Annotated in this window: 26 protein-coding genes; 10 read left to right on the top strand and 16 right to left on the bottom strand. The window is 61.1% G+C overall.

Annotation, left to right across the window (positions count from 1 at the left end):
• Positions 1 to 31 precede the first annotated feature (31 nt).
• Positions 32 to 1,099: a maleylacetate reductase gene (locus tag LMTR13_RS14510; protein WP_065728470.1), complete on the top strand. Its 1,068-nt coding sequence runs from the start codon at positions 32 to 34 to the stop codon at positions 1,097 to 1,099.
• A 107-nt stretch (positions 1,100 to 1,206) separates the two neighbouring features.
• On the opposite strand, the gene dusA is transcribed toward LMTR13_RS14510, so the two are convergent.
• Positions 1,207 to 2,166, bottom strand: coding sequence for a tRNA dihydrouridine(20/20a) synthase DusA (gene dusA / locus LMTR13_RS14505; RefSeq protein ID WP_236843390.1), 960 nt, complete (start codon positions 2,164 to 2,166; stop codon positions 1,207 to 1,209).
• Positions 2,167 to 2,945: 779 nt separating this feature from the next.
• Here dusA and LMTR13_RS43670 point away from each other — a divergent pair.
• The gene (locus LMTR13_RS43670) at positions 2,946 to 3,365 is read left to right on the top strand and encodes a hypothetical protein (RefSeq protein WP_418219773.1); all 420 of its coding nucleotides are present in this window, start codon (positions 2,946 to 2,948) and stop codon (positions 3,363 to 3,365) included.
• Positions 3,366 to 3,485: 120 nt separating this feature from the next.
• Here LMTR13_RS43670 and LMTR13_RS42500 read toward each other — a convergent pair whose 3' ends face one another.
• Positions 3,486 to 3,920 carry a hypothetical protein gene (locus LMTR13_RS42500; RefSeq protein ID WP_083219046.1) on the bottom strand — a complete coding sequence of 145 codons (435 nt, stop codon included), beginning with the start codon at positions 3,918 to 3,920 and terminating at the stop codon, positions 3,486 to 3,488.
• Between the two features lie 473 nt (positions 3,921 to 4,393).
• Between LMTR13_RS42500 and LMTR13_RS42495 the strand changes: the two genes are divergently transcribed.
• The 3 genes from LMTR13_RS42495 (at position 4,394) to LMTR13_RS14490 (ending at position 7,500) form a co-directional block, all read left to right on the top strand.
• On the top strand, positions 4,394 to 4,810 hold the full coding sequence (locus LMTR13_RS42495) for a hypothetical protein (RefSeq protein ID WP_083219045.1): 417 nt from the start codon (positions 4,394 to 4,396) through the stop codon (positions 4,808 to 4,810).
• 404 nt (positions 4,811 to 5,214) lie between these two features.
• Positions 5,215 to 5,535, top strand: a complete 321-nt coding sequence (locus tag LMTR13_RS42490) for a hypothetical protein (RefSeq protein ID WP_236843389.1) — start codon at positions 5,215 to 5,217, stop codon at positions 5,533 to 5,535.
• 345 nt (positions 5,536 to 5,880) lie between these two features.
• Positions 5,881 to 7,500, top strand: coding sequence for an MASE4 domain-containing protein (locus LMTR13_RS14490; RefSeq protein WP_083219044.1), 1,620 nt, complete (start codon positions 5,881 to 5,883; stop codon positions 7,498 to 7,500).
• 26 nt (positions 7,501 to 7,526) lie between these two features.
• Here LMTR13_RS14490 and LMTR13_RS14485 read toward each other — a convergent pair whose 3' ends face one another.
• Positions 7,527 to 7,883 (bottom strand): response regulator transcription factor, encoded by a 357-nt coding sequence (locus LMTR13_RS14485; RefSeq protein ID WP_065728466.1) that lies wholly within the window; start codon positions 7,881 to 7,883, stop codon positions 7,527 to 7,529.
• A 77-nt stretch (positions 7,884 to 7,960) separates the two neighbouring features.
• Here LMTR13_RS14485 and LMTR13_RS14480 point away from each other — a divergent pair, with 77 nt between their 5' ends.
• Complete coding sequence (locus LMTR13_RS14480) at positions 7,961 to 8,173, top strand: response regulator (RefSeq protein ID WP_065728465.1); 213 nt, start codon at positions 7,961 to 7,963, stop codon at positions 8,171 to 8,173.
• A 134-nt stretch (positions 8,174 to 8,307) separates the two neighbouring features.
• On the opposite strand, the gene LMTR13_RS14475 is transcribed toward LMTR13_RS14480, so the two are convergent.
• The 9 genes from LMTR13_RS14475 to LMTR13_RS14435 all read right to left on the bottom strand — a co-directional run bounded on the left by LMTR13_RS14475 (position 8,308) and on the right by LMTR13_RS14435 (position 16,808).
• Entirely contained in the window at positions 8,308 to 8,745 is a 438-nt protein-coding gene (locus tag LMTR13_RS14475) for a hypothetical protein (protein ID WP_236843388.1), read from the bottom strand.
• A 16-nt stretch (positions 8,746 to 8,761) separates the two neighbouring features.
• A complete protein-coding gene (locus tag LMTR13_RS14470; protein WP_065728463.1) occupies positions 8,762 to 9,697 on the bottom strand; it encodes a DUF2950 domain-containing protein in 936 nt (311 codons plus the stop codon).
• Positions 9,694 to 11,364: a DUF3300 domain-containing protein gene (locus tag LMTR13_RS14465; protein ID WP_065732686.1), complete on the bottom strand. Its 1,671-nt coding sequence runs from the start codon at positions 11,362 to 11,364 to the stop codon at positions 9,694 to 9,696. The genes LMTR13_RS14470 and LMTR13_RS14465 overlap by 4 nt, the downstream gene beginning before the upstream one ends.
• Positions 11,365 to 11,540: 176 nt before the next feature.
• The gene (locus LMTR13_RS14460) at positions 11,541 to 13,448 is read right to left on the bottom strand and encodes a sensor histidine kinase (protein ID WP_065728462.1); all 1,908 of its coding nucleotides are present in this window, start codon (positions 13,446 to 13,448) and stop codon (positions 11,541 to 11,543) included.
• Between the two features lie 95 nt (positions 13,449 to 13,543).
• Positions 13,544 to 13,828: a hypothetical protein gene (locus tag LMTR13_RS14455; RefSeq protein ID WP_065728461.1), complete on the bottom strand. Its 285-nt coding sequence runs from the start codon at positions 13,826 to 13,828 to the stop codon at positions 13,544 to 13,546.
• Entirely contained in the window at positions 13,825 to 14,625 is an 801-nt protein-coding gene (locus tag LMTR13_RS14450; protein ID WP_083219043.1) for a DUF2092 domain-containing protein, read from the bottom strand. Before LMTR13_RS14450 ends, LMTR13_RS14455 begins: the two co-directional genes overlap by 4 nt.
• Before the next feature lie 81 nt (positions 14,626 to 14,706).
• Entirely contained in the window at positions 14,707 to 15,123 is a 417-nt protein-coding gene (locus tag LMTR13_RS14445) for a hypothetical protein (RefSeq protein ID WP_065728460.1), read from the bottom strand.
• A 10-nt stretch (positions 15,124 to 15,133) separates the two neighbouring features.
• The gene (locus LMTR13_RS14440; protein WP_065728459.1) at positions 15,134 to 16,366 is read right to left on the bottom strand and encodes an HlyD family secretion protein; all 1,233 of its coding nucleotides are present in this window, start codon (positions 16,364 to 16,366) and stop codon (positions 15,134 to 15,136) included.
• Positions 16,359 to 16,808, bottom strand: a complete 450-nt coding sequence (locus LMTR13_RS14435) for a hypothetical protein (protein ID WP_065732684.1) — start codon at positions 16,806 to 16,808, stop codon at positions 16,359 to 16,361. Before LMTR13_RS14435 ends, LMTR13_RS14440 begins: the two co-directional genes overlap by 8 nt.
• Positions 16,809 to 16,970: 162 nt before the next feature.
• Between LMTR13_RS14435 and LMTR13_RS14430 the strand changes: the two genes are divergently transcribed.
• A complete protein-coding gene (locus LMTR13_RS14430; protein WP_065728458.1) occupies positions 16,971 to 17,423 on the top strand; it encodes a hypothetical protein in 453 nt (150 codons plus the stop codon).
• A 41-nt stretch (positions 17,424 to 17,464) separates the two neighbouring features.
• On the top strand, positions 17,465 to 18,265 hold the full coding sequence (gene ppk2 / locus LMTR13_RS14425; protein ID WP_065728457.1) for a polyphosphate kinase 2: 801 nt from the start codon (positions 17,465 to 17,467) through the stop codon (positions 18,263 to 18,265).
• A 42-nt stretch (positions 18,266 to 18,307) separates the two neighbouring features.
• Here the strand turns inward: ppk2 and LMTR13_RS14420 are convergent, their stop codons facing one another.
• Both LMTR13_RS14420 and LMTR13_RS14415 read right to left on the bottom strand, forming a co-directional pair.
• Positions 18,308 to 18,745, bottom strand: a complete 438-nt coding sequence (locus LMTR13_RS14420) for a hypothetical protein (protein ID WP_065728456.1) — start codon at positions 18,743 to 18,745, stop codon at positions 18,308 to 18,310.
• Between the two features lie 223 nt (positions 18,746 to 18,968).
• Positions 18,969 to 20,642, bottom strand: coding sequence for a SulP family inorganic anion transporter (locus LMTR13_RS14415; RefSeq protein WP_065728455.1), 1,674 nt, complete (start codon positions 20,640 to 20,642; stop codon positions 18,969 to 18,971).
• Positions 20,643 to 20,774: 132 nt separating this feature from the next.
• Between LMTR13_RS14415 and LMTR13_RS14410 the strand changes: the two genes are divergently transcribed.
• Positions 20,775 to 21,650 (top strand): alpha/beta hydrolase family protein, encoded by an 876-nt coding sequence (locus tag LMTR13_RS14410; RefSeq protein WP_065728454.1) that lies wholly within the window; start codon positions 20,775 to 20,777, stop codon positions 21,648 to 21,650.
• A gap of 7 nt (positions 21,651 to 21,657) precedes the next feature.
• Positions 21,658 to 22,230: an invasion associated locus B family protein gene (locus LMTR13_RS14405; RefSeq protein ID WP_065728453.1), complete on the top strand. Its 573-nt coding sequence runs from the start codon at positions 21,658 to 21,660 to the stop codon at positions 22,228 to 22,230.
• A 22-nt stretch (positions 22,231 to 22,252) separates the two neighbouring features.
• On the opposite strand, the gene LMTR13_RS14400 is transcribed toward LMTR13_RS14405, so the two are convergent.
• Both LMTR13_RS14400 and LMTR13_RS14395 read right to left on the bottom strand, forming a co-directional pair.
• A complete protein-coding gene (locus LMTR13_RS14400) occupies positions 22,253 to 22,627 on the bottom strand; it encodes a response regulator transcription factor (protein ID WP_156795625.1) in 375 nt (124 codons plus the stop codon).
• Between the two features lie 219 nt (positions 22,628 to 22,846).
• Entirely contained in the window at positions 22,847 to 23,458 is a 612-nt protein-coding gene (locus LMTR13_RS14395) for a response regulator transcription factor (protein ID WP_065728451.1), read from the bottom strand.
• Position 23,459: the final 1 nt, after the last annotated feature.

Genomic DNA, 23,459 nt, shown 5'->3' with positions numbered 1-23,459 from the left:
GGAGCCGGCCATTCGTCCGCAAGGAGCAACCATGCAAGACTTCGTCTACCAAAGCGCGCCGATGCGGGTGGTGTTCGGCGCCGGCACGCTTCGTCAATTACCCGATGAATTGTCCCGCATCGGCGTCAGCCGCGCGGTTGTGCTGGCGACCCCGCGGCAGAACGACCTTGTCGCCGATATCCGGGAGATGATCGGTGAACGCTTCGCCGGCGTCTTCACCGGAGCGGTCATGCATACTCCCGTCGAGGTGACGGAGCGGGCGATGGAAACCGTGCGCGAGGTGCAAGCCGATGGCATCGTGGCGATCGGCGGCGGTTCGACCACCGGCCTCGGCAAGGCGATCGCCTTGCGCACCGATCTGCCGCAGATCGTGCTGCCGACCAGCTATGCCGGCTCGGAGATGACGCCGGTGGTCGGCCAGACCAGCGGCGGGATCAAGACCACCCAGTCGAGCCCGAAAATTCTCCCCGAGATCGTGATCTACGACGTCGACCTCACTATGACGATGCCGGCAAAGCTTTCGGCGACATCGGGCATCAACGCCATCGCGCACGCGGTCGAGGCGCTCTACGCGCGGGATCGCAACCCCATTATATCGCTGATGGCGCAGGAAGGTATCGGCACGCTGGCGCGGACGCTGCCGAAAATCTGCGCCGAGCCGGGCGACAAAGCCGCACGCACCGACGCGCTCTATGGCGCCTGGTTCTGCGGCGTCTGCCTCGGCGCGGTCGGCATGGCGCTGCATCACAAGCTCTGTCATACGCTGGGCGGGCTGTTCAATCTGCCGCATGCGGAGACCCACACCGTCATTCTCCCGCATGCCCTCGCCTACAATGCGCCTGGCGCACCGGAGGCGATGACACGTATCGCCACAGCGCTTGGTGTGCCCGACCCGGCGCTCGGCCTCCAAGATCTGGCGCGAAAGCTTGTCGCGCCGCTGTCGCTGCGCGAGATCGGCATGCCAGAGAGCGGTATTGATCAGGCCGCCGACCTCGCCGTGACGAATCCCTACTGGAATCCGCGGCCGATCGAGCGAGAGGCGATCGGCGCATTGATCGCGCGCGCCTGGCGCGGAGACCCTCCACAAACCGCCTCATGATCGACGCAGCCTTATTCTCATCTGAACTACTTCTCATCTGAACTACGATTTCGGCTTGAAGGCGGATTCTGAAATGCGCCGCGCCGGAGAGCGTGCCGCTTAGCAGGTCATGCCGCGACCGGCTCTGCCGCGCGGTCGTCAACCAGCGCGATCGCATCGCGCAGCACACTGGCGCCGGCGCCCGGCCTGGTGCCCTTCTCCGCCAGATGGCGGCGAAAGGCGCGCGCGCCGGGCACGCCGTGAAACGCGCCGACGAAGTGCCGGGTCATCGCATGCAGCCTTGCGCCTTGCGCCAACTGGTCATCAATGTAGGGCAACATCGCCTCGAAGACGTCCTTCATGGTGGCGCGCGGCGCCGCCTCGCCGAACAATTCCGGATCGACATCGAGCAAGCGCCACGGCTCCTGATAAGCCGCCCGCCCCAGCATCACGCCGTCGACGTGATCCAGATGCCGCTTCGCCTCGGCAATGCTGCCGATGCCGCCATTGATGATAATGCGCACATCCGGCAGGTCGGCCTTCAGCCGGTAAACCCTGTCGTAATCGAGCGGCGGGATATCGCGGTTTTCCTTTGGCGACAATCCATTGAGCCAGGCCTTGCGGGCATGCACGACCAGCGCGTCGGCGCCGGCGGCGACCACACCGCGCGCCAGCACGTCGAGCGCCACTTCCGGGTCCTGGTCGTCGATGCCGATACGGCATTTCACCGTGACAGGAATCTTGACCGCACGCTTCATGGCGGTGACGCCCTCGGCGACCAGCGCCGGCTCCGCCATCAGGCAGGCACCGAAGCGGCCGTCCTTCACCCGGTCGGAGGGACAGCCGACATTGAGGTTGATTTCGTCGTAGCCAAAATCCTCGCCGATCCTTGCAGCGGTCGCGAGATCATCCGGATCGGAACCGCCGAGCTGTAGCGCCACCGGATGCTCGCTTGGATCAAATCCGAGCAGCCGCCTCCGGTCGCCATGAATGATGGCGCCGGTCGTCAACATCTCAGTATAAAGCCGCGCGCGCCGGCTCATCAGACGGTGGAAGACGCGGCAATGCCGGTCGGTCCAATCCATCATGGGGGCAACGCTAAATCTATGCGCTAACATATTGATGTTATTTCGCTTTATCGCCTCATCTGGAATAGCTGATCGTTGGGCCGACACGCAAATTCAAAGCTGACTATTTGGGCATTTTCCCTTCATTTCAAGTGCTTAAGTCACTCGCCTGTTCGTTCTCCGATGATGCCGCGCCGGGTCCGGTACAGCATTGCAGTACCGGATGAGCGCGTGCAGTACCGCGTTAGCTTGTACCCGAACTGCTTCATCCACTTTGGCCGCAAAGTAATCTGCCGCTCTCCCGAAGCCTAGCGCTTCAGGATCGCCATCGTAGTTCTGGCGATGATGGCGTAAGAAAACCTGCGCCTGTGGGTCGGAGGCTAGTATTTCGCTATGACAACCGGGGCCAAGCAAATCAGCGTGTCAGCAAAAGCCACCAGCCTAGCCGTCGCGCTTAGGGAGCTCGGCTAGCCTTGTCCCATTCAAGCGTTGTCGATTGGTATCCGCACGAAGCAGGGCTTCTAACATACGGGCCTCTGCCGCTCGGGCTAGGGCATCGCGACGAGGCCGCTAAACTAGTTCTTTCCTTTCTCTCTATCGCATCCGATTCTACCGACGCCGAGAGCCTTATACGTTTGGCCCGTGCGTGCAGGATCAATTCCACCGCTCGCGAGGCCTGCGCCCCCTCGCTGTTCACAAGTTGTTGTGCGACACGAACCTTCCCGAGCTGCATCTATTTCAACCGCAGGCCAAAGCACTTCGTGCGGATACTCCGCACGTTCAATCAATGAAAGGTGCACATGCGAGCGAGCCGAATTTTCCTGAGCTTCGCGGTAGCGATCGGTTGTGGAATCACACTTCAGAGTGCCGCATTTTCGCAAGAGTATCGAGGAACGTGGGAACAGCAAAGGGCCTGCACGCCCGACGTCTGGAGGCTATGCGGCGCGCAAATTCCAGATGTGGACCGGATCGTGGCTTGCTTACGGCGAAATGCTCCGCAACTCAGCGACCGGTGCCGCGCGGTCTTTGCACAACGCGATGTGCCTTCACGGGGTGAGGATCGTGAGTACGGGCAAAGACGTTACGATCGAGACTATGGGCCGCGGCGCTCCGATCCGGATTATGGGTCGAGACCTTACGACAGGGGCTATGGGCCCCGGCCTTACTACGGTCCAAGGCCTTACTACAGTCCAGCGCCTTACGAATATTACGACGAATAAGAACTGCAGTTTTTCATTGCTCACGAGCAAACCGATTGAGATGTCCGTGCCGCCGATGCTGTCAAAGGCCGATCGGCCTCTGATAAAGCTCTCAAAGCTGCTTCTCTCCGGGGCACACGATCAACATGTGCGGTACATCGCCTGTAATGGCTTTCCGTGCAGGAAGATCGTTCGGGGCGTCAGGCCACCGCGATCAGCGATCCATCGTCTCACAGGTGCGGGATACATTGAATACAGCCTTCGCGTCGCTCCCGGGTTCGTGACCGGTCGTCCACGAGGAACGAAATCCCACGCCGCGTGAAAAGCAAGGTTCGCCTGAGCGGTAACACAAATCCTGTTCGCAGGGATCGACGAAAGCACGATTGTGCACGCCGATGCACACAGCCCATCGATAACTACGGGCTGACCTGACGCGCGCAGTCGCTGATACTTATGTACATATCTTCCGATGTATCCACCTGGATCCCCCGCGATGCGAACCGCCGCCTCGCTCGCAACTGTGCACGCGAGTACAAACGCTACGGTGACTAATCCCACCCAATACTTGTGCCCCATGCGGTCGTCTCGCAGCAAGAGAACCGCCGAATGCTCCTACGCGTTTCGTGTCCCCACTTGATCTAGATCAAGTGCCGAGTGCCGCGGTTCATCCTCGATGTGAAAGCACCAGTTTGAGGTAAGCCTTGGTCTTGACCGAAAAGTTTTCGAGCGCGGCCGAGACATGGCGGCGCGACCCAGGCAGCGGCACTTTCCCTACCAACGCGACCTTGTAATCGCGGTCTTCGACCAATCGGGCACGGAGAGTCCACCAGGAACCCTGTCTTCCGACTACGCAGACGCTTGCTCTCTCTTGCCCCAACGGCGTCGATGCACGCAGAGTAGATGGTTTTCGCGCGCTTGCGCGCCATGCGGTCGAACACGTTGACATAGGTCAATTTGATCAATGCAGCACGCCTCGAAGCTGACGTCGGGTACCATTCGCGGCATCACCTTACGAAGCCGCTGGCACCCCAATCACAGGAGGAAATGCCATGCTCCGCTACATTCTCGTCGCACTTGCAGCAACAGTTCTGCTCGTCGCAACCCTCGTTCCCGATGACGCTTACGCTCGCCGCGGTGGAGGCGGCGGCTTTCGTGGCGGTGGGGGCGGGCTTCACGCAGGAGGCTTCCGGGGCGGCGGCATGCATGCTGGGCGTATTGCACGGCCATCGCATCCGATAGCAGGTCGCCCGATTGCCGGTCGTCCGATAGCAGGTCGCCCCGGCCGCCCAATCGCGGGTTACCCGGGCTATGGTCGCGGCTATTATCGGCCAGGTTGGGGTTATGGTGCCGCAGCAGTTGGTGCGGCGGCCGCTGCAGGCGCGTATGGCTATTACGGGAACTACGGCTGTTACTATGACAGCTATGGCCAGTACATCTGTCCGGGACAATATCCGTATCGGTACTGATAGGATTACCGCGACTCGAGTTCAGGGCATCGAAATTTGCCGCTGTCCTGAACTCGCTTGCAGCAACTAGGCGGGCCTGAATCTATGAAGCCGAGTTCCTGACATGACCACCCTGCTCCGCACTCTACTCGCCATCGTTGTTGCTCTTGCATCGCTGGGCGCAATTTCCGAACGCGTGCGCCAGAGGGGTAACGGGCGACGAGATCCGAATTGGCAATCTCATGCCGTATAGCGGGAGCCTCGCGATCTTCGGGGCGATCGGCAAGGCGGAAGCGGCCTATTTCGAGATGCTCAACCAGCGCGGTGGCATCAATGGCCGCAAGGTGCGCTTCATCTCTTAGGACGACAAATCCGATCCTGCTTCCGCTGTTAGTCTGACGCGCAACCTCGTCGAAGAGGACAAGGTGGTTCTGATGTTCGGCTCGTTCGGAACGCCGGGCAACGAACGACAGATCCCCCAACTGTTCGTTGCTTCCGGAGACGATCATCTCAGCGATCCCTCGCTATTTCCATGGACCATGGGCTGGCAGCCCTCTTTCCGAGAAGAGGGACGCATCTATGCCAACTACATTCAGGCAGTCTATCCCGGCCGCGAGGCGGATTACTTTCGCGGCATTTTCGGGCACGCCTGCGAACATGAGAATTTTGGCGCCCGATCGCCGAGACGCTGGCGCTCAGGCAATGCGGCGATGATCTTTCGCGCGAGAACGTCATGCGGTGCGTAGCCGAACATAGCCGCGCTTTCGTCCCTGCCGCCGGGGCGATGATAGATTTCCAGGAACGCCTGCCGGTCGGCGAGGCTCGCCTGGAATTTTCGCCCAATCAAGCACATGCGGCTCGTTCAGTTCGATGGCCGAAACATGGCAGCCGATCGGTGACGTGCTCGAAACAGCATTTGCCAGCGCCGACAAGTACCTTTTACAGCAGCGAGAGCGAATATTCCGCGACGTGCTTAGGGTCCATGGTAACAGATGAAGCCCCGTTCACCTGACAGTACCCTTCTGCTGGCAACAGGCTAAACTGACCGGGATCAAAGAAAGGAAGAAGCTGCTGGTTCGGCAGACGGTCGCATGAGCATGGGGGACGCATTAGCTAAGGAGGCAGACGGGCCCGCTCCATGGGTGTCCGACCTGCCGCCTACAGCGCTTCAGACCAGGTCGGCGCTTGCCGTCGCGGCCGGTGTGCTCGTTGCGTTCATCGCCATCGCCCCGTTTTCCGGGACGCCGCTGAGCGCACTGAACATCTTCTTTCCGCTGCTGGACGCGTTCGTTTTCGTCACCGATCTGGTGACAGCGGTGCTGCTGTTTTCACAGTTCGCGATTTCCGGCTCGCGGCCGCTGCTCGCGCTTGCAAACGGATATCTCTTCACGGCCTTCATCGTCGTCCCTCACGCATTGACATTCACCGGCGCTTTCTCGCCAACCGGACTTTTGGGAGCGAATATCCAGACCGGCTCGTGGCTATTCATCTTCTGGCATATCGGCTTTGCTCTGGCGTTGCTGGCCTATGCCCTGCTCAGCATCGGCCGAGCGCACCCAATCCAGCCGGGACGAGCGCTATCGGCCATTCGCTGGAGCGTGGCAGGCGCCCTAGCCCTGACCTGCGGCCTGACATGGCTTGCCACAGCCGGGACAGATCTCCTGCCGCCGATCATTCTCGACAACAGCAGAATGAGCCCTTTGGTGGTCTACCCGATCTGGTTCACGATATTGATTTCGGCTTCGGCACTGGTGGTGCTCGGGTTTCGCCGGCGCTCGGTGCTCGACCAATGGCTGATGGTAGTCGCCTTTGTCTATATTGGCGAACTCGCCTTCAGCGGGTTGCTGCCCAGCGTCCGTTTTAGTCTTGGATTTTATGCCGGTCGGCTATTCTCGATCATCGCTTCGAGCATCGTCCTGATTGTTCTGCTCGCGGAGACAACGCGGCTCTATGTTCTCCTGGCCCGATCCCATGCCGGTCTGCAGCGCGAACGAGACAATAAGCTGATGACTTTTGAGGCGATCGTGGCGGCTATCAGCCACGAAATAAAGCAGCCGCTCGGTGCCATCGAACTGAACAGCAGCTCGGCGCAACAGATCCTGGAGCAGAGTCCCATCGACGTCCGCGAGATGCGGGCGATCATGGACGACACGAGAGATGCGGCTCGCCGCATTGATGAGACGCTTTCCGGCTTTCGCGCTCTGTTCGGCAGGATCGAACGGAAGCGACAGCCAGTCGACATACATGACGTCATTCTCGACGTGTTGAAGATGGTCCAGATCGATCTCCGCGATAAACGCATCGCGGTGCGAACGAGGCTGACGACTGAGCTACCGGCAATCCACGGCAACAGGAACCAATTACATCAGCTCATCTATAATCTGGTTCACAATGCGATCGAAGCGCTGTCGGAGACGTCAGAGAGCAACAAGATGCTGGAAGTGAGAACGAGCGCTCAGGATGACGGCAGCATCATCGTAGAAGTACAGGATAACGGCCCGGGCGTCGGGACGCAGCAGCCAGGAAGCGTATTTGAGCCGTTCGTGACGACCAAGCCGCAGGGGATGGGATTGGGTCTGGCGATCTGCCGCAAGATAGTCGAGCATCATGATGGGGAGATTTCGGTTTCCAGCGTAAAGCCTCGTGGCACCATTTTCAGGGTCAAAATAGGTGCCGCGAAGCGAGCCACTCAGCCATCAAGCTTCTCGTGATCCGATGTATTGCGGGACCGCTGAGCTCATTGTTCTGCGCCTGCCTTAGGATTGTCAAAGCCACCTCTCCACTCAAGCCTTGATGCAATCGTTACTAATTCCGGCACTGAATGAGCCTCCATCTTCTCCATCACCTTCTGTCGGTGCGCCTTGATGGTTCGCTCTGTCGTACCTAACTCGCTGGCGATTTCCCTATTGGTTCTTCCCTCAATGACCAGCCGAAAGACTTCTCGTTCACGGTCTGTCAACCTCTCCAGTCGAACAGATACAGCTTCCGCGAGCTTAGCTTCGGCTCTCGTATGATTATATTGCGTCATCGCACGCTTAATGGCGTCCAGCAGTTGATCCGAGTTGATCGGCTTGGCATCAACACGAGGACCCATCCCTCTGCTCGGACCTTTCTTGAGGCGCTACACTCCGACCGGCCCGGTTGCCTCATCGTCGATGTAAATAGCCCGAGATGACCGGCTTGGAATTGCAGTCCGAACTCCTGAAGCGTGATATCCGCATTCCGACGATCGTGATGACTGCCAGCGACAACCAGATCATCGCAACTCGGGCCAAGTCGCTCAGGGCGGCAGCCCTTATTCGCAAGCCGGTGCGCAAGGACGCATTGCTGGCGGCGGTCCATTCAGCTTTTAAACGGCACTCGCAACGCTCTTCCGACTACTAGTCGGCGCAACGACTATAGAAATATCCAGCCGAATCCCAAACTGCGGAGGCAAAGCCGCGGCACTGCGGTACCGCGGTGTTTCCGCCAGTTTCCGAATGGTGGTACTGTGCCTGACGAGTGCGCCATTCTGGCGTCTACCTGAGTGAAATCGTGATCCGGCTCAGGTTCGCAGCAAACTCCAGGCCTGCTTTGGGGCCTTTCAGATCGAGCACAACCCCTTTTTCATTTCGCAGACTGACGCCGCCCGCGCCGCCCACTAACGCTCCGCCCGCTCCGACCGCACTGTAGGTGCCGGCGAAGTCCCTGACGTCGCGTATACCGGAGGCCCATCCTTCGAGGCGGCTGGCCGTTGCGCCCACGGTGATACCGAGGCTCTGGCCGGTTGCCGTGAAGCGATAGTTGCGGCCGCGATAGGTCAGCACCCCTCGCCCGCCGCCGACACCCGCCAACAATCCGGCTTTCACGAAGTTGACGCGAACGAAGCCTGGTGCCTGCGCAACCGACGGCGGTGGAAGAAGCAGAAAAAACACAAACAACACGATCGCGACACAACGAAGCATGGGCGTCAACATTCACTCGCTCCCACTTTCAGGGATTGCCCACGTCGACCTTCTTCCAGGTCTGGTCGGGGTCAAACAGGAAGGTGCGCTTAACGACGATGGGCGTGCGTTCACCGAGATCCTTTTGGTAGACGACGCCCGCGTGGTTGACCAAGAAAGTCATGACGCCCGAATTGCCGTACTCCGCAGGATAGGCAATCAGCGCGAATCCGCCGATCATCTTGTTCTTGACGACATAGTTCAGCGCGCCGCCGGGCGCGTTGGGGCCCTGTCCCTTAAGTATCCTGAAGTAGTAGCCGTGGTAGGGCGCGGCGCCTTCAGCCCCGGCCTTGTAGCCCTCAGCCGACGCCTGCGCCGCAAGTTCTCCAAGCGGGCTCGGATCGCGATCGTCTCGCCAGAACAGGCCGTCCTTCTTGCCCGGACTGCTGGCGATGCGCTGGGCGTAGACGCCTGCGCCTTCACCGCGATCCTTGTCCGCATATTCGTTTTGCGCGTCGACGAAGGCAAGGCAGGTTTGAATTGCATCGGCTTCATTGCGCCCGATGCGGCGATAGAGGATTTCCAGGCGTCCCGCGGCGGCGTCGAATTCCCAGCCATCCTTGCTGTTGACCAGCGGGATCGGGAACGGAAAATCATCCGTGCCCAGGATCAGTGTCGCTTTCTTGTTTTCTTCCGATTTGATGGAATGTCTAGCTTCGTACGCCTTGAAGAAGCTCGCGCGTGTCTCCGCATCTGCGACATCGTCTCCGGATTCGATGATCTCCTCGGCTTCTCTGCCAAGAACCCTGAGCATGGCCCTCTTGGAGCCGGTCTTGACGGCTGCGACCAGCGCTGCGGCGGCTTCTTCTGGAGTCGGAAAGGCCTGCTGTGCATGCGCCGGCGACACCAAGAGCGCCAGCGCGATCGCGGCGGCGGCACCCGCTGCAGCAGTGCGATCAAACCGGAACTTTCCAATCGTGATCATCGTGGTACCTCCGATCGTGACGGAATATTTGCGCCCGAGGAGAGCCAGTCAGTGTAAGTGCGCAGCTTCAATCCGAGCTTGTCGTAGTAAACGCGCAGATAGCCGTCGCTGCCGCGCATCACTGCCTCCGGCATAACGCGCTCGACTTCTTGGGCCATCACACCGACATAAGCCTTGTTGCTGCCGAGGTAGCTGAAACGGTAGTAGCCGAGGCCATTGGCGAGATAACCGAGTTGAACGATGCCATGCTTCAGGGCGATGTCGGAGCGTCGTCCGCCGCCGCCGCGAAAACCTCCGCCGCCGCCAAAACCGCCGCCACCTCTCATGGCGGCTCCGCCGCCAAAGCCGCCCCCGCCTCGTCCCGCAAAGCTCGCACCGCCGCCGCGCGGGCTCATGCTCGCCATGCTTGCCCGGCCGCGGTCCGCATGGGCAGCGGCAGCCCGGCCCGACGACACATTCATTGCCTCGCCGCGACCGCCTCCGCGATCTCCACGCGCTGCGCTGCCGCCACCGCGATTGGCAGCCTTGGCGCGATCTCCGCCTGCGGCCTTGGCGCGATCGCCACCACGATCGCCACCCTTGGCACGATCCGCCGTGCCCGGTCGGCTGCCGCCACGATCTCCGACGCGATCGCCGCCGCGGTCGCCTGCTCGATCGCCGATGCGATCACCTGCACGGTCGCCAGCGCGATCGGCACCACCGGGGCGATCCTGTCCGGGACGAAGCACCTGCTGCCCGTCACGACCGCGGAAGTCCATCCGATTCGAGGCACCGGCCTTCAGATTGTTGTTGCCGAAGCGCTGCGCAACGTTGGCGTTGTTGTACCTCACGCCCTGCCGATGCGCCGGGTTATGCTGCCAACTGTTCCCGATGTTGGTGGTCCTGTTGAAATGATTGACGTAGAGGTTGCGGTTGCCCCAGTTGAAGCCGCCGCCCCAGTAATTTCCCCAGCGTCCGATCGCCCAGCCGGCGCCAAAGGCGAGGCCTGTCGCGATCACGCCCGCCCCGATGTAAGGTGGATATCCGAAGTAATACGGCGGATACTCCGCGTAGGGCCAGGCTCCGTAGACCGTCGCCGGGTCGTAATAGGGCACATACATCGTTTCGGGATCGGCCGATTCGATGACGACGACCTGCTTGGCTTCCTGCGTCTGGACGCTGACTTTCTGCTGCTTGGTGGTGACAAGCTTTTTATTGTCATAGGCCTTGGTGCGCAGCCGCTGGATCGCGTCCATCACGTCGGGCTGTTGCGCAAGCACCGCATCGCCCAGGCCTTTGGTCCAATCGATTTTGTCGCTCATCATCGCAAGCACGTCTGCGGTGCTCGCAAGCGCCTTGACGCTGTCGTCCCAGGCCTGCTTGTCGACTCCCCTCTTCAGCGCATCGCCCTTCAGCGTCTTGTTCGCCTTAACCCAGCGATCCGCCTGCACGACCTCCAGCGGATAGGTCGATGCCGCCAGCACGTTGGCCACGAGCGCGTCCGGATAGAGCGCGATCGGGGCGACCAGAGCCTCGAGCTGCTCGGGCTTCAACAAGGCTTGTTCGGCTTGCGGCTGTACCGACGCCTGGCTCGGTGCAGGCGCGGTGGCGGGTGCTTGTGCCGGCGCGGTGGCGGGAACGGTCAACAGCAGCACCAGCGCAAGCAGCATCTTGTCGCAACGAAACATCGTCGCCTCCATTCCTGTCCTTGGATGGAAGCTTCAGGCCGCAGGCAGGCCCGAGGTTTGACAAAGATCAAAGGAATCCGCCTGCTTATGTCGTCGCCTTCGCGCGCGGCATTCACTTCTGCTGCGCTGCAAGGGTACTCCGGCGGTCGTGGATCAGGTTTTACGCGCCCTCGGTATCAAGCTGCCGCGCCCGCGCTAGGCGCGAGCGGCAACCTGATGCGAAACGCCGCGCCCTGCCCGGCCCGGTTTTCCGCGGAAATCTGTCCGTCATGCGCCTCGACGATGGTCCGTGCGATAGAAAGCCCCATCCCCATGCCGTTCGGCTTGGTCGTAAAAAGCGGCTCGAACACCTCCGAAAGGTTGGCAGCGAGAATACCGGGGCCGTTGTCTACTATTTCGATCTCGGCAAAGCCGCGATCCTGCGCTGCACGCACCACCATTCGGCGGTGCGATTTGCCGAGATGCTCCATCGCGTCTGCCGCATTGATGATCAGGTTGAGCAGCACCTGCTGGAGCTGAATGCGATCGCCCCGGACGCGGAGCGGTTCCGCGGGCAGAATGCTTTCCACCGTCACGTCCCTCGCATGCGTCAGCCCCGAAACGAGATCGAGCGCTTCGGTGATGACTTCGTTAAGATCGATTTCTCTTGCCTCGAAAGGCGTCCGCATCAAGAGGCTGCGCAACCGTCTGATTACTTCGCCGGCGCGCTGGTCGTCGCGTCGAATATCGGAAAGGATTTCCTTCAGCTCTTTCGTGTTGAGCGATGGCTGCTCGAGCATCAGCGCTGCTGTCTCCGTATTGACGAGGATGGAGCCGAGCGGCTGGTTGAGCTCATGCGCGATCGAGGCTGTGAGTTCTCCTGCCGTGCTATAGCGGTTGACATGAGCCAGCTCCGACATGCGCCGGCGTGCCTCAACTTCAGCGAAGCGGCGGCGGCGGCGCTCGTAGAGCAGAACGGAGATCAGCACGGCCTGCAGCAAGACGACCAAGCAGACCATGGCAACCTGCCAACGGTAGGTTTCCCAGACGGAAGGCTCGCGAAAGTAGACCTGGCTGTCAGGGGGCAGCGAGCTCTCGCTGATGCCCCATCGCTGCATTTGCCGCCAGTCAAACTTCGCCGCAGCATACCGCGTCGGCGGCAATCTGATGTCGCCGGCCTTCTCACCGCCAAGGATGCGGACGGCGACATCCGCCGTACGTCGGCTGCCTCCGGCTACCGAGTGCATGGGCCCGCCGACGAGCTCATCTCCGAAGAAGCCGTCGTCGTAGGAGAAAATCGGTGCGTTGGCGACCGCATGGAGCCTCTTCAGCGCGCTACCGCCCTCATGGACGATACCTGCAGCATCCACGTTCATGAGTCCCCAGAAAAGCACGGTGTGTTGCGGCAGCGCAGATGCGGCGCGGAGAAATTCCTCGAAGGGGATCTTGTCAGTCCAGGAAAATTCGACGCGGTTCTCGAATGGCGGCATTTCCTTGCGTACTTCCTCGAGCCAGAAACGTTCATTGGGGGAAGTACCGATGACGATGATGATCTTGTTCGTCTCAGGTAAAACCCTGAGTATGTTCGCAAAGGACGCAGAGAAATCATGTGACACCGAGACGACGGTGTCATTTTCACCGAGACGCGCGAAGTTGACGCGGCGCTGTTCGATGGCCGTGATGACCACGGGCGTCGCCGGGAAAAGCCGATCTCTCTGCCGCTGTACGAAATTGGCCGCCGGGGCCCCCACGCAAATAATCAGGTCGGGAGGATGCTTGGCGCCAAGCGCCATCAGGTAATTCACGAACGGGACTTCCGTATCCTCGTCGGTCGACCGCGCCGTGACAAGCGAGTGGTCGTGAATATCCAGCGGCCACGGCGACTGCCGGATAAGTTCGGCACGGATGGCTCTGGCGTATTCGGCCCACGGTCTGAAATCCTGCCCAAAGGAATGCAGAATCATCACCCGTTTCGGCTCAGGCGATGCCGCGTGGGCCGTCTGCGGAGAGCAGATCGCGGCGAACAGCGCGAAGAGGCACCAAACCAGCACGGTCTGGTACCTCTCCACGGCTTCGACCAACCTGCGGCGCTTCACTGCCCGCATCCTGCTACCGACCATACAAGCGGCCATAGCAGCATGATTCAACGCGCGAGGAAACTGCGGCGAACCGCGAGCTCGACGGCAGCGAATTACCGTTTCTAACAGCGCGTGACGACCCGGCCGTAGGCGTCGACGGCTTGGACGCAGCCCGATCCGTAATAGGCTCCGGCAGCGGCCGCGCCCGCGCCAACAGCGACAGCACGGCGCGTCGTGCGCCGTGCTACGCCGGCGTAACTCATCGGCGTCAACGGACGGCCGATGCGCGCCTCGGCAGAGGAGATCAGGCCAGTATCGATGGTCGTCTCTCCGTTCCAGAACAAGCCGCCGGCAATCGCGACAGCGGCGGCAGCGGGTACGATCAGCTTGCGTGGCAAGACGGTCATTTCTTTGCTCCTGCGGGTGTGCCGGGGGGAATCTCGTCGAATTCGACCATGGCTGTGGAATCGAGCGCGACCTTCGTTGCGTCGGCCGGCGGCTTGAATGTGAAGTCCGCCTCGGCAATGGCGTCCGTCTTCCAGTCCCTGATCCTCAACGTGTATTGCGGAGCGCCGGTGACGGTCTTGCTGGTAATCACGTACTTGCGCGGCACGGGCTTTGCGCCGGTCTCGATCCAGATCTGCCAATCGGTATCAGGTCCGCGAAAGGCCAGGTGCTCGCACTCGACACCATCCACCACGCCCTGGCCGATATGACTGCCCTGGATCACATTGGCCATCAGCTCGTCGTATGAATTGGACAGCAGAAGGTCCGCGCCGGGCAAGCCAGCGCTCGAATGGCCATGCAGCGTGTCAATCATTTTGTCGGTACCGCCGGCAATATCGGCCTGCACATAGGCTTTCGCGTTGTTGCCGTAGAGTGAAACTGTCTTGCCATCATAGACCAGTTCGACCTCCGCATAGCCGCCGGTACGGCGGACACGCAGCTTGTCGGGCCGGTTCATCTTCATCTCGCCGGAGCTGGTGAACTGGATCTTCTGCAGTTCTGGTGTGACCACCTCGACATCGCTGTCGAACTTCGCCGAGAGCGACTTCTGGCCCGCCAGATAATCGGACATCGCTTTCAATACCTTGGCAGGATCGTCGGCGCGTGCTTTCTCGCTTGCTGCGAGCGATAGAATGGCGATTGCGGCGGTTGCCGCCGAAACTCGGATCATGGTCCGAAGATGTGATCCCTGCGTCATTTGTGCTCCTCCCTGAATGCGCGCCATTGAGCGCGCATCCGTGGGGACCACCTTTGACATGAATCAAGCTGCTCTTATCGGCTAAGACGCCGGGCAGCGCGCATACTTGATTTCCATGCCCCCCATGCCCGGGAACATCCGGATCACAGTGTTGGCGTCGACTTCCCTGAGGCTGAATTGCACATTCTGCAGCATGATGTCGGAAGCACAGGCCGCAACCAGATTGATCGTCGCGCCTTCATCCTTCTTCGCCTTGATCCGGCATCGTGCAAACTTGCCGGTAATCTGGTCGCCCTCAATGATGAATCCGCCGCCATAGACGTCCGACATGTCGGTAAAGGTCGCCTGCGCTCCCTTGCGAACGAAGACCTTGGCGCAGTTCTCGGCGTCGCTCGCCCAGGCGCCATTGAGATCAAAGGCAAGGGCCGGACCAGGCATGACGAGGGAGGCGCCAGCAAGCAGCGCCGCAAGCGCGGAATTCCTGTACACGGATCTCATGCCCTTCTCCTCAATGCCCGCTCAGCACCAGCGTCTTGATCGGCAGCAGCAGCGCTTGGATGCGCAGCAGCAGCGCATGCACGAGGCCGGTCGCATCGACGGCATGCAGAACAAAGCCCTTCAACCGGCCGGTCTTCGGGTCAGCGATCACGTCATGATTGCTGGTATAGGCATTTACAATGCAGCTCGAACCCGGCGTCACACCCTCGAGCCCGCCTTTGTAGAGCGGCTCGAGGAAGGCCAGAATCGTGCCGGGCTGCCGCAGACTCTGCGGATCGATCAGTTGTTCACCGGATCGAAGTTGCCCGGCGGCGATATAGTCCTGCACGTTGGTGACCACGAGCGGAATGATCACCCACGGCTTTGAGATGCAGGTCGCCTCCGCGATCATGCCCGGCTTCATGACCTGGGCCTCGATCTGGCCGAAGCCGGCTTGGAGGCTGATCCGACCGGCGCCTTCCGGTATCAAGAGACCCGCAGGCCGCATCAGTTGATTGACGACGTCGCCGGTACGCACGAGAAATTGCTCCACGCGCCCATCGACGCCCGCGCGCACATAGGTCTTGTCCAGATCGACCTGCGCCTGGGCCATGGCGGCCTCGGCACTTGCCTTCTCCGCCGGCAGCAACGTGGAGACCCGTAACGCGGCGGATTCCTTGACGGCATTCGCCGCGTCGACGCCGGCTTGCCGCTGATCGACGACCACCTGCAGCTTTTCGATATCGCGTTGTGGCACGATACCGGGATTACGACGCTGCAGCTCGCTCTTCACGTCCAACTCGTCCCTGGCCTGTTGAAGCGAAGCCTTCGCCTCTCCGATCTGGGCCTCGGCCTTGACGACGTCGGAGCGCGCCGAGATCAGCGCGGCATCGACCTCGGCGGCCTTGCGCGTGGCGGTCTCCAGCGCCGCCTGCTGCTTCGAGCTGTCGAGCCGGAAAAGCACATCGCCTTTCTTCACGTCCTGGCTGAAGCCCACATTGACCTCGGCGACGCGGCCTGAACCTTCGGGCAGGATCGGCACCGTACGGAAATAGATCGCCGCTGATGTGGTTGAGGGATGATAGTAGAAAATCATCGTAATCAGCCCGATCGTGAGCACCAAGCAACCCGTGATTCCCCATCGCAGCTCATACCAGACGGAGAAGAAAGTAATCTCCTTGCCAAACCGCTTGCCCTGCGCGTAACGGCGGTAGAGGTAGTCGGGCAGGATCGTCACGAGCGAACAGATCATCAGCTCAAGCATGGCCGCGCACCTTTTCCCTTTCGGCAGTCTTGGCGCCGGAATGACTGGCTATCTCGGGTTCAGGTTTGGGTGCAGCTACTGCATCCGGCGCACCCGGGCTCGCGCCGGCAATCCGTTCGACCGACCCGGCGATATTGCGCAGCGGTGTGCCGAAGTCCGGCAGGTCGATCATCGCGAGCAGCAGCCCCGCGATCCAGAAGATGTGCATGTGCGTGAAAAGGGAGATCAGGCCGAGGACGGCGACGATCTCGAACTGCAGCTTGTGCGTCCGGTGCGCCATGCGCTCCGGCAGACTGTGCAGCTTCAAGTACAGGTTGCCTACCCATAAGACGGTCGCCACAAGAAAAAATCCCATCACCACCATCAGGGTGTCCGACCCGTCAGCGCCGGGAATGAAAAACGGCAGATGATGGGGAGCTGCCGGATGCATCTGGTCGCTCAAGGGCTGTCCTCCCTCACGCACGGGCGGGTGCGCCGCAGTCACACCCGGCACAGTGCGGCCCCTGCCCTGAGAATGCTTGATCTGGATCAAGAGGTGCCCCGTCACGGCGGCCCTAACGTTGGAGGGCAAGAAGCGGCACCCGGTCATTCAGGAGAGGCTTCCATGCCCAAAATCGACGACCTGATCCCCAGCGCGAAGGAAATCCAGAAACAGGCTGCCCTGAAAGAGGCCCAGAAGGCCGACGAGCAGGCCAAGCGCTTGGCGGTGGCCGAGGCCGAGAAGCGGGCCTTGATCGAGAAGCTGAGCCAGCCATCGGGCCTGTCCGAAGATGAGAAGGTCCAGCTCGCCTCTACAGTCATCCAGCGCGCCGTGCGCAACGGCCTGTCTGAGGTGCAAGTCTACCGGTTCCCGAACACGCTGTGCACCGACCGTGGCCGCGCCATCAATCAGATGGAACGCGGCTGGGAAAAGACGCTGACGGGGATTCCGAAGGAAATTTACCAGCTCTGGAGCGATTATCTGCAGCCGCGCGGCTACCGCATCAGCTACCAGATCATCGATTTTCCCGGCGGCATGCCCGGCGATATCGGCATCACCCTAAGCTGGGACGGCTAGCTGCTTAGCGACCAGTCACCGTCGAAACGGGATCATTGCGCATGGCTAACGCCGACGCTCCGCCGAAAATGAAGCGGAAGGAATATGAGAAGGAACTGCACAAGCTGCAGGTGGAGCTCTGCCATTTGCAGGAATGGGTGAAGACGCAAAAATTAAAGGTAATTATCCTGTTCGAGGGCCGCGATGCCGCCGGCAAGGGCGGCACGATCAAGGCCCTGACCGAAAAGGTGAGCCCGCGGGTGTTCCGTGTCTGCGCCCTGCCCACCCCTTCCGACCGGCAGAAGAGCCAGCTCTTCCTGCAGCGCTATGTCGAGCAGTTCCCCGCCGGCGGCGAGATCGTGATTTTCGATCGTAGCTGGTACAATCGCGCCGGCGTCGAGTATGTCATGGGGTTTTGCAGTCCGGAGCAGCACAAGCGCTTTCTGGAATTGTGCCCTCAAGTCGAGAAGTTCGCCGTTGACGGCGGCATCATCCTGATCAAGCTGTGGCTCGAGGTAGGCATGGAAGAGCAGGAACTACGCTTCCAGGCCCGCATCGAGGACCCGTTGCGGCAGTGGAAGCTCAGCCCCATGGACACCGAGTCGTTCGGGCGATGGTACGACTACTCGCGGGCGCGCGACATGATGTTCAAGGCGACCGACACCAAGCATGCGCCCTGGCGGTTGATCCGCTCCAACGATAAGCGGCGCGCGCGCCTCAACGTCATCTCGCACATACTCACGACAATTCCGTACAAGAAGATAAAGCGCGACAAGGTCGAGCTGCCGAAGCGGTCCCAGAAAGGACGCTACAACGACCAGTCGAGCCTACGCGGGATGAAGTTCGTCGAGGAATGCTACTAGGCAGCAGGCGTGAGCCGCGCAAGACGGCTCACGCCACGCTATTCATTGCATCGCGATGGTAACGCCGCCCACGGCGGCAGAGGCTTCCACGCCAATCCTTGGTCCACTGAGCTGCAGGATCACCCCCTTGGCATTCTGCAACTGCACGCCGCCGGCGCCCGCTGCGAGCGCGCCACCTGCTCCGCCAACCGCATAGCTGCCGGCCAGATCGCCGGGGCTGCGCAGGTTCAACGCCCTTCCGACGAACTTGGTGGTCGAAGCACCGACCGTGAAGCCCACGCTCATGCCTGACACGGTGAAGGGATATTTCTTGCCGCGGAAGGTCAGCACGCCCTGCCCACCCCCGACGCCGACGATGAAGCCGCCCTTGGTGAAGACGACGCTGACCTGGCCGACCTCGGCCAGGCTCGGTGTCACCAAACCGGCTGAAGCCAGAAATCCCAGCGCCGCGACCAGCATCATTCTTCGATATTTCGTCATCACGCTTCCTTTTTAGGTTTGAACCCAGGTCACCATGACCCGGGCTCGGAAATGCAGGCCGCCTATTGCGCGAGGATCATCTTGCTCTCCAAATCTGCGCGGGGGCGTTTCGTCGATGCTCGTGCTGGCCCCGATGGCGGACTTTGATCCAAATCAACGAATGCTGACCTGAGAGCGAAGCTGCACGTTCCGCACGGTCGCGCACGTCGCAATGCAGCAGGAGTCAGCCGACCTTCAGATCGCCGAGCACACTGTCCATCCGTCGAGTCCAATTGGCACTGTCGGTTTTTTCTGCCAGCCCGTCTGCTTGCAGGACATCGCGGACCTGCCCGCGGGCGCCGACGATCTGGAACGCGATGCCGCTAGCGGAAAGCTCGCCATGAAGGTCGTGCAGCATTTTGGCGCCCGCGAGATCAATGAAGGGTGAGGACGAGAGTCCGCAGACGACCAACTTCGTATCTGGCGCGGCGTGGACTCTCGCCAGCACCGTCTCCAAGACAGTTTCGGCGTTGATGTAAAGCAGTGACGCTTCGGGGCGGAAGGCGATGATGCCGGCGAGCGGTTCGACATCCGGATTCCGGGCGCTGTCGGCGTATCGCCCGGTCCCAGGCAGGCGGCCTAGGAACGCCACGTTGGGCTGCGAGGCGCGCGCCAGAAGCAGGAAGATGGAAGCGATCGCAGCCAGCAATATGCCTTGCAGGATACCGAGCAGCAGCACCGAAACTAACGCAATCGCCGCCGCATAGAAATCGATCCGGCTGATCCGCCACATGCGGACGAGTGCTGCGACATCGACCAGCTTGTAGACTGCGGTGAAAACGATCGCTGCCAGCACCGCCTTGGGAAGGTTCGTCAGCAGTCCGGTAAGAAAGAGCAGGCAGATCGCAAGCGTGGCCGAACAGATGACCAGCGCAAGCGGCGTGCGAGCTCCGGCCTGATCGTTGACGGCGGACTGCGATAATCCGCCCGCGACGGGATAACCATTCCCCAGCGACACCGCGAGGTTTGCGGCGCCCAGTCCCAAAAACTCCTGCCGTACATCGAGGGGATAGCCATGCTTGGCCGCAAAGCTTCGCGCGGCCGAGACGCCCTCCACATAGGCCAATAGCAGGATGCCTGCGGCGAGCGGAAATAACTCGTCAAACTCCAGCAGGCCGAAGGTAGGCATGGCAACACTAGGCAGTCCCTTCGGTATCTCTCCGGTGACCGCGACGCCCAGCGCGGGCAGCCCAAGGATTGTCGCCATGAGGATGGACAGGACCACGACCGCTAGCCCGACGGGTCTTCCCGGCAAGAACCGAGCGCCAAGCAGCAGCAGCACGATCGCTGCAAGACCGATTGCCAGTACGATCAGATGCACATCGCCGAGCTGCCCGGTCAGCCTGACAGCGCGGTCGAAGAAGTGACGTCCGCCGCCGGTCACGCCAAACAGACTCGGCAACTGCGTCATGATGATGGTGAGGCCTGCCCCGGCCTTGAAGCCTACGAGGATACTGTCGCTGACGAGGCGCACCAGCATGCTGAGCCTGAACAGCCATGCGATCAGGCAGAGTACCGCGACTGCCAGCGCGGCAAGGCTCGCGATCTGCGCATAGCGGACACCGTCACCCCCGGCCAGTGCCCCGACCGTTGCCGCGATCATCAACGAGATCGCCGAGGTCGGACCGACCGCCAGTTGTCTGGAGGAGCCAAGCAGCGCGTAGCCGATGCCGCCGAGCATATAGCCGTAGACCCCGACCTGTGGCGGCAGGCCGGCAAGCGCGGCATAGGCTAGCGAGACCGGGATTGCATAGGCTGCGAGCGTAACGCCTGCGATGATGTCGGGGCGCAGCCAGGAAGCGCGGTAGCCGGCGAGCCACTCGGCGGGCGGAAACAACCTTGGCCAGCTCGATTTCATGCCCGCCCCGGCTCGAAAATCTCGTCTACCGGCAACGTGCCGCCGACTGTGCTGGTGCCGTTGATCCAGATCAAAGCTTCATCCTTCGGGCAGCAAAGACTTGTGCGGAGATCTCTGGCCGGAGCGCAAAGCATGCACCGTCGTGTGTGGAGGTTCCTCATCATCGCGGCGGCTGTGGCGAGGACCTCGCTCGCGGCAGCGGCCGATGATCCGCCGCAACTGCAGGAAGAGGTGTGGGCACTTCCCCTTCCAGCGCCGACCATCGCCTATGTGGTGCGCCCGGTTGGCGGCGGTCCCTTTCCGCTTGCGATCATGAATCACGGCGTATCGCTCGATCCGGTTCAGCGCGGTTTCTTCCCACTGGTCGAATTCCGCGACGCCGCGATGTGGTTCGCGCGCCGCGGCTACATGGTGGTGGCGCCTTCAGGTCCCGGCTATGGCGCGGCCGCTATCGACATGCCGGAAGCAGGCCTCTTCACCGCGTTCTTTTCCAAGATCGGCAAGTGCAGCAATCCGAACTTCCGGGATGCCGGGCTTGCAGCGGCCCAGCTCAATCTCTGGATCATCGAATACATGAACACGCTGAAGCGGATCGTGCGCGATAATGTCATCGTGATCGGCCAATCCGCCGGCGGCTGGGGTTCGATTGCGCTGTCGAGCGTCAATCCGCCGCCGGTGAAGGCAATCATTGCTTTTGCGGCAGGCCGTGGCGGTCGCGTTGACGGCAAGCCGAACAACAATTGCGGGCCCGACAAGCTCGTGGAAGCGACCGCTGCGTTCGGCCGCACCTCCCGCGTCCCGATGCTGTGGCTCTATATCGAGAACGACACCTTCTTTGGACCCGAACTGTCGAAGCGGATGTATGCGGCGTTTACTGGCGCCGGAGGCAATGCCGAGTATCACCTCTTCCCGCCTCACGGCAGCGACGGTCACTTCTTCATCGGCACGGCGGATGCCGTTCCGATCTGGTCGCCGATCGTCGGAGCCTTCCTAGAAAAGTACAAGTGAGGGGACAATGCACCATTCACTGTTGCCTGGCGCGCTGCTCAGTATTGCTCTCGCCTCGCCGGCGACGAACTGGGCAATGGCGCAAGCCGCCAAACCAGCCGCTGACGAATTCGCCGTGCGCGGCCAGCGCGAGGCCCGCGCCATCAAATATGGAGACTGGGAGAAAGTCTGCTTCAAGCCCGGCGGCGCGAAGATGGTCTGCCGCACGACGATCGCCGGCCATTTCGAGACCGGCCAGATCGCCGTGCGCGTTTACATTGTCGAGCGCGAAGACCAGAGCACTACAAGATTGCAAATGTTCCTGCCCGTCGGGCTCTACATGCCGGCCGGTGCCAAACTCACGGTCGACAAGGGCGTGGCACACAAGATTCCCTACACCTGGTGCCTGACCAACACCTGCATTGCCGGCGACGTCGCTAATCCGGAGTTGCTACGCGAACTGGAGAATGGCAGCAATCTCGCCGTTGAGGTCGTCGACACCAACATGCTCGCAGTCACGACAACACTGCCGCTCAACCAGTTCGCCACGGTGCGCAAGGGAGCGCCGATAAAGATCTTCGAACAGAGCATCGACGAGTGAACTAGAAGGGCCAGCTGCAGCCCTATGCGAGACCAGAAGCGGCCCTTTTGATCGGCTCGATCAGCGACTGCGCCGGGAACGGCTTTGTCAGATAGGCGACACAGCCGGACGCCATCGCAGCCATCCGCGTCGCATCACTGTCGTTCCCAGTGATGTAGATCACAGGCAGGGACACGCCTGCTTCCGCCAGGCGGTGGCGCAGTTCGATGCCCGACCCATCGCCTAGATTGACGTCGACCACGAGGCAAATGGCCCGCTCGAAATCGTCGTGATCCTGCAATGCTTTGGCCGTTTCGAAGGGTACGGTTTCAAAACCGTGCTGCTTAAGCAGGCGGCGCACGCCCTTGAGCATGGAAGGGTCGTCATCGACGACAAAGACGACTTTGCGCTGATCCAAGATAGTTGGCCTATAGTTCATTCTACAAGGCAGCCGATATTAGTCATCGGAGCGGCTTGCTAACCCTAGAGATCGAGCGAGGTTCCAAGAACACTCGCCACCGCACCTCAGCCCTGCTTTGAAGCTACGCCTCGCGTGGGGCTTTCATATTGTCCTTTCGGACATCAGAACTATCGCTGAACTACTTCAGATATGCAACCATCGATTGTAGTAGCAGAGTTAGCTTAGTACACCGAGCCGCTCCGCCATTCTGACCAGCTCCGCCAAGGATTGCACCTTCATCTTCTCCATGACCTGATGCCGGTGCGCCTTGATCGTACGCTCCGTCGTACCTAGTTCATGCGCGATCTGCTTGTTGAGCTTGCCGCGCACGACGAGACCGAACACCTGCCGCTCACGCGCCGTCAGCGTGGAGAGCAGCGCCCGCATCTCTTCCAGCCTGTGTTGTTCGCCGCGCGTGATGGCATGACGGGCCATCGCGCGCTCGATTGCGCCGAGCAACTCTTTCGACTCGACCGGCTTGGTCAGGAAATCCTCCGCGCCGGCCTTGATCGCCCGTACCGTTGTCGGCGTATCGGCGTGGCCTGTCAGGAACACGATCGGCAGCGTGGAGCCGAGCGCGCTGAGGCGGCCCTGCAGCTCTGGTCCGCTCAGGCCGGGTATCCGCACGTCGAGCAGGATGCAGCTGGGCTCATTTTCGTCGGGCGGACAGTCGAGCAATTGTTGCGCGGACGGATAGGTCGCAACCTTGTAACCGGCAAGGGTCAGCCTGCGCTCGATCGCGGTGCGGAAGGATGCATCATCATCGACGACATGAACGTGGCCCGGCATC

This window comes from Bradyrhizobium icense (assembly GCF_001693385.1).
GTDB classification, from domain to species: Bacteria; Pseudomonadota; Alphaproteobacteria; order Rhizobiales; family Xanthobacteraceae; genus Bradyrhizobium; species Bradyrhizobium icense.
This window is presented reverse-complemented; position numbering and strand designations above follow the sequence as displayed.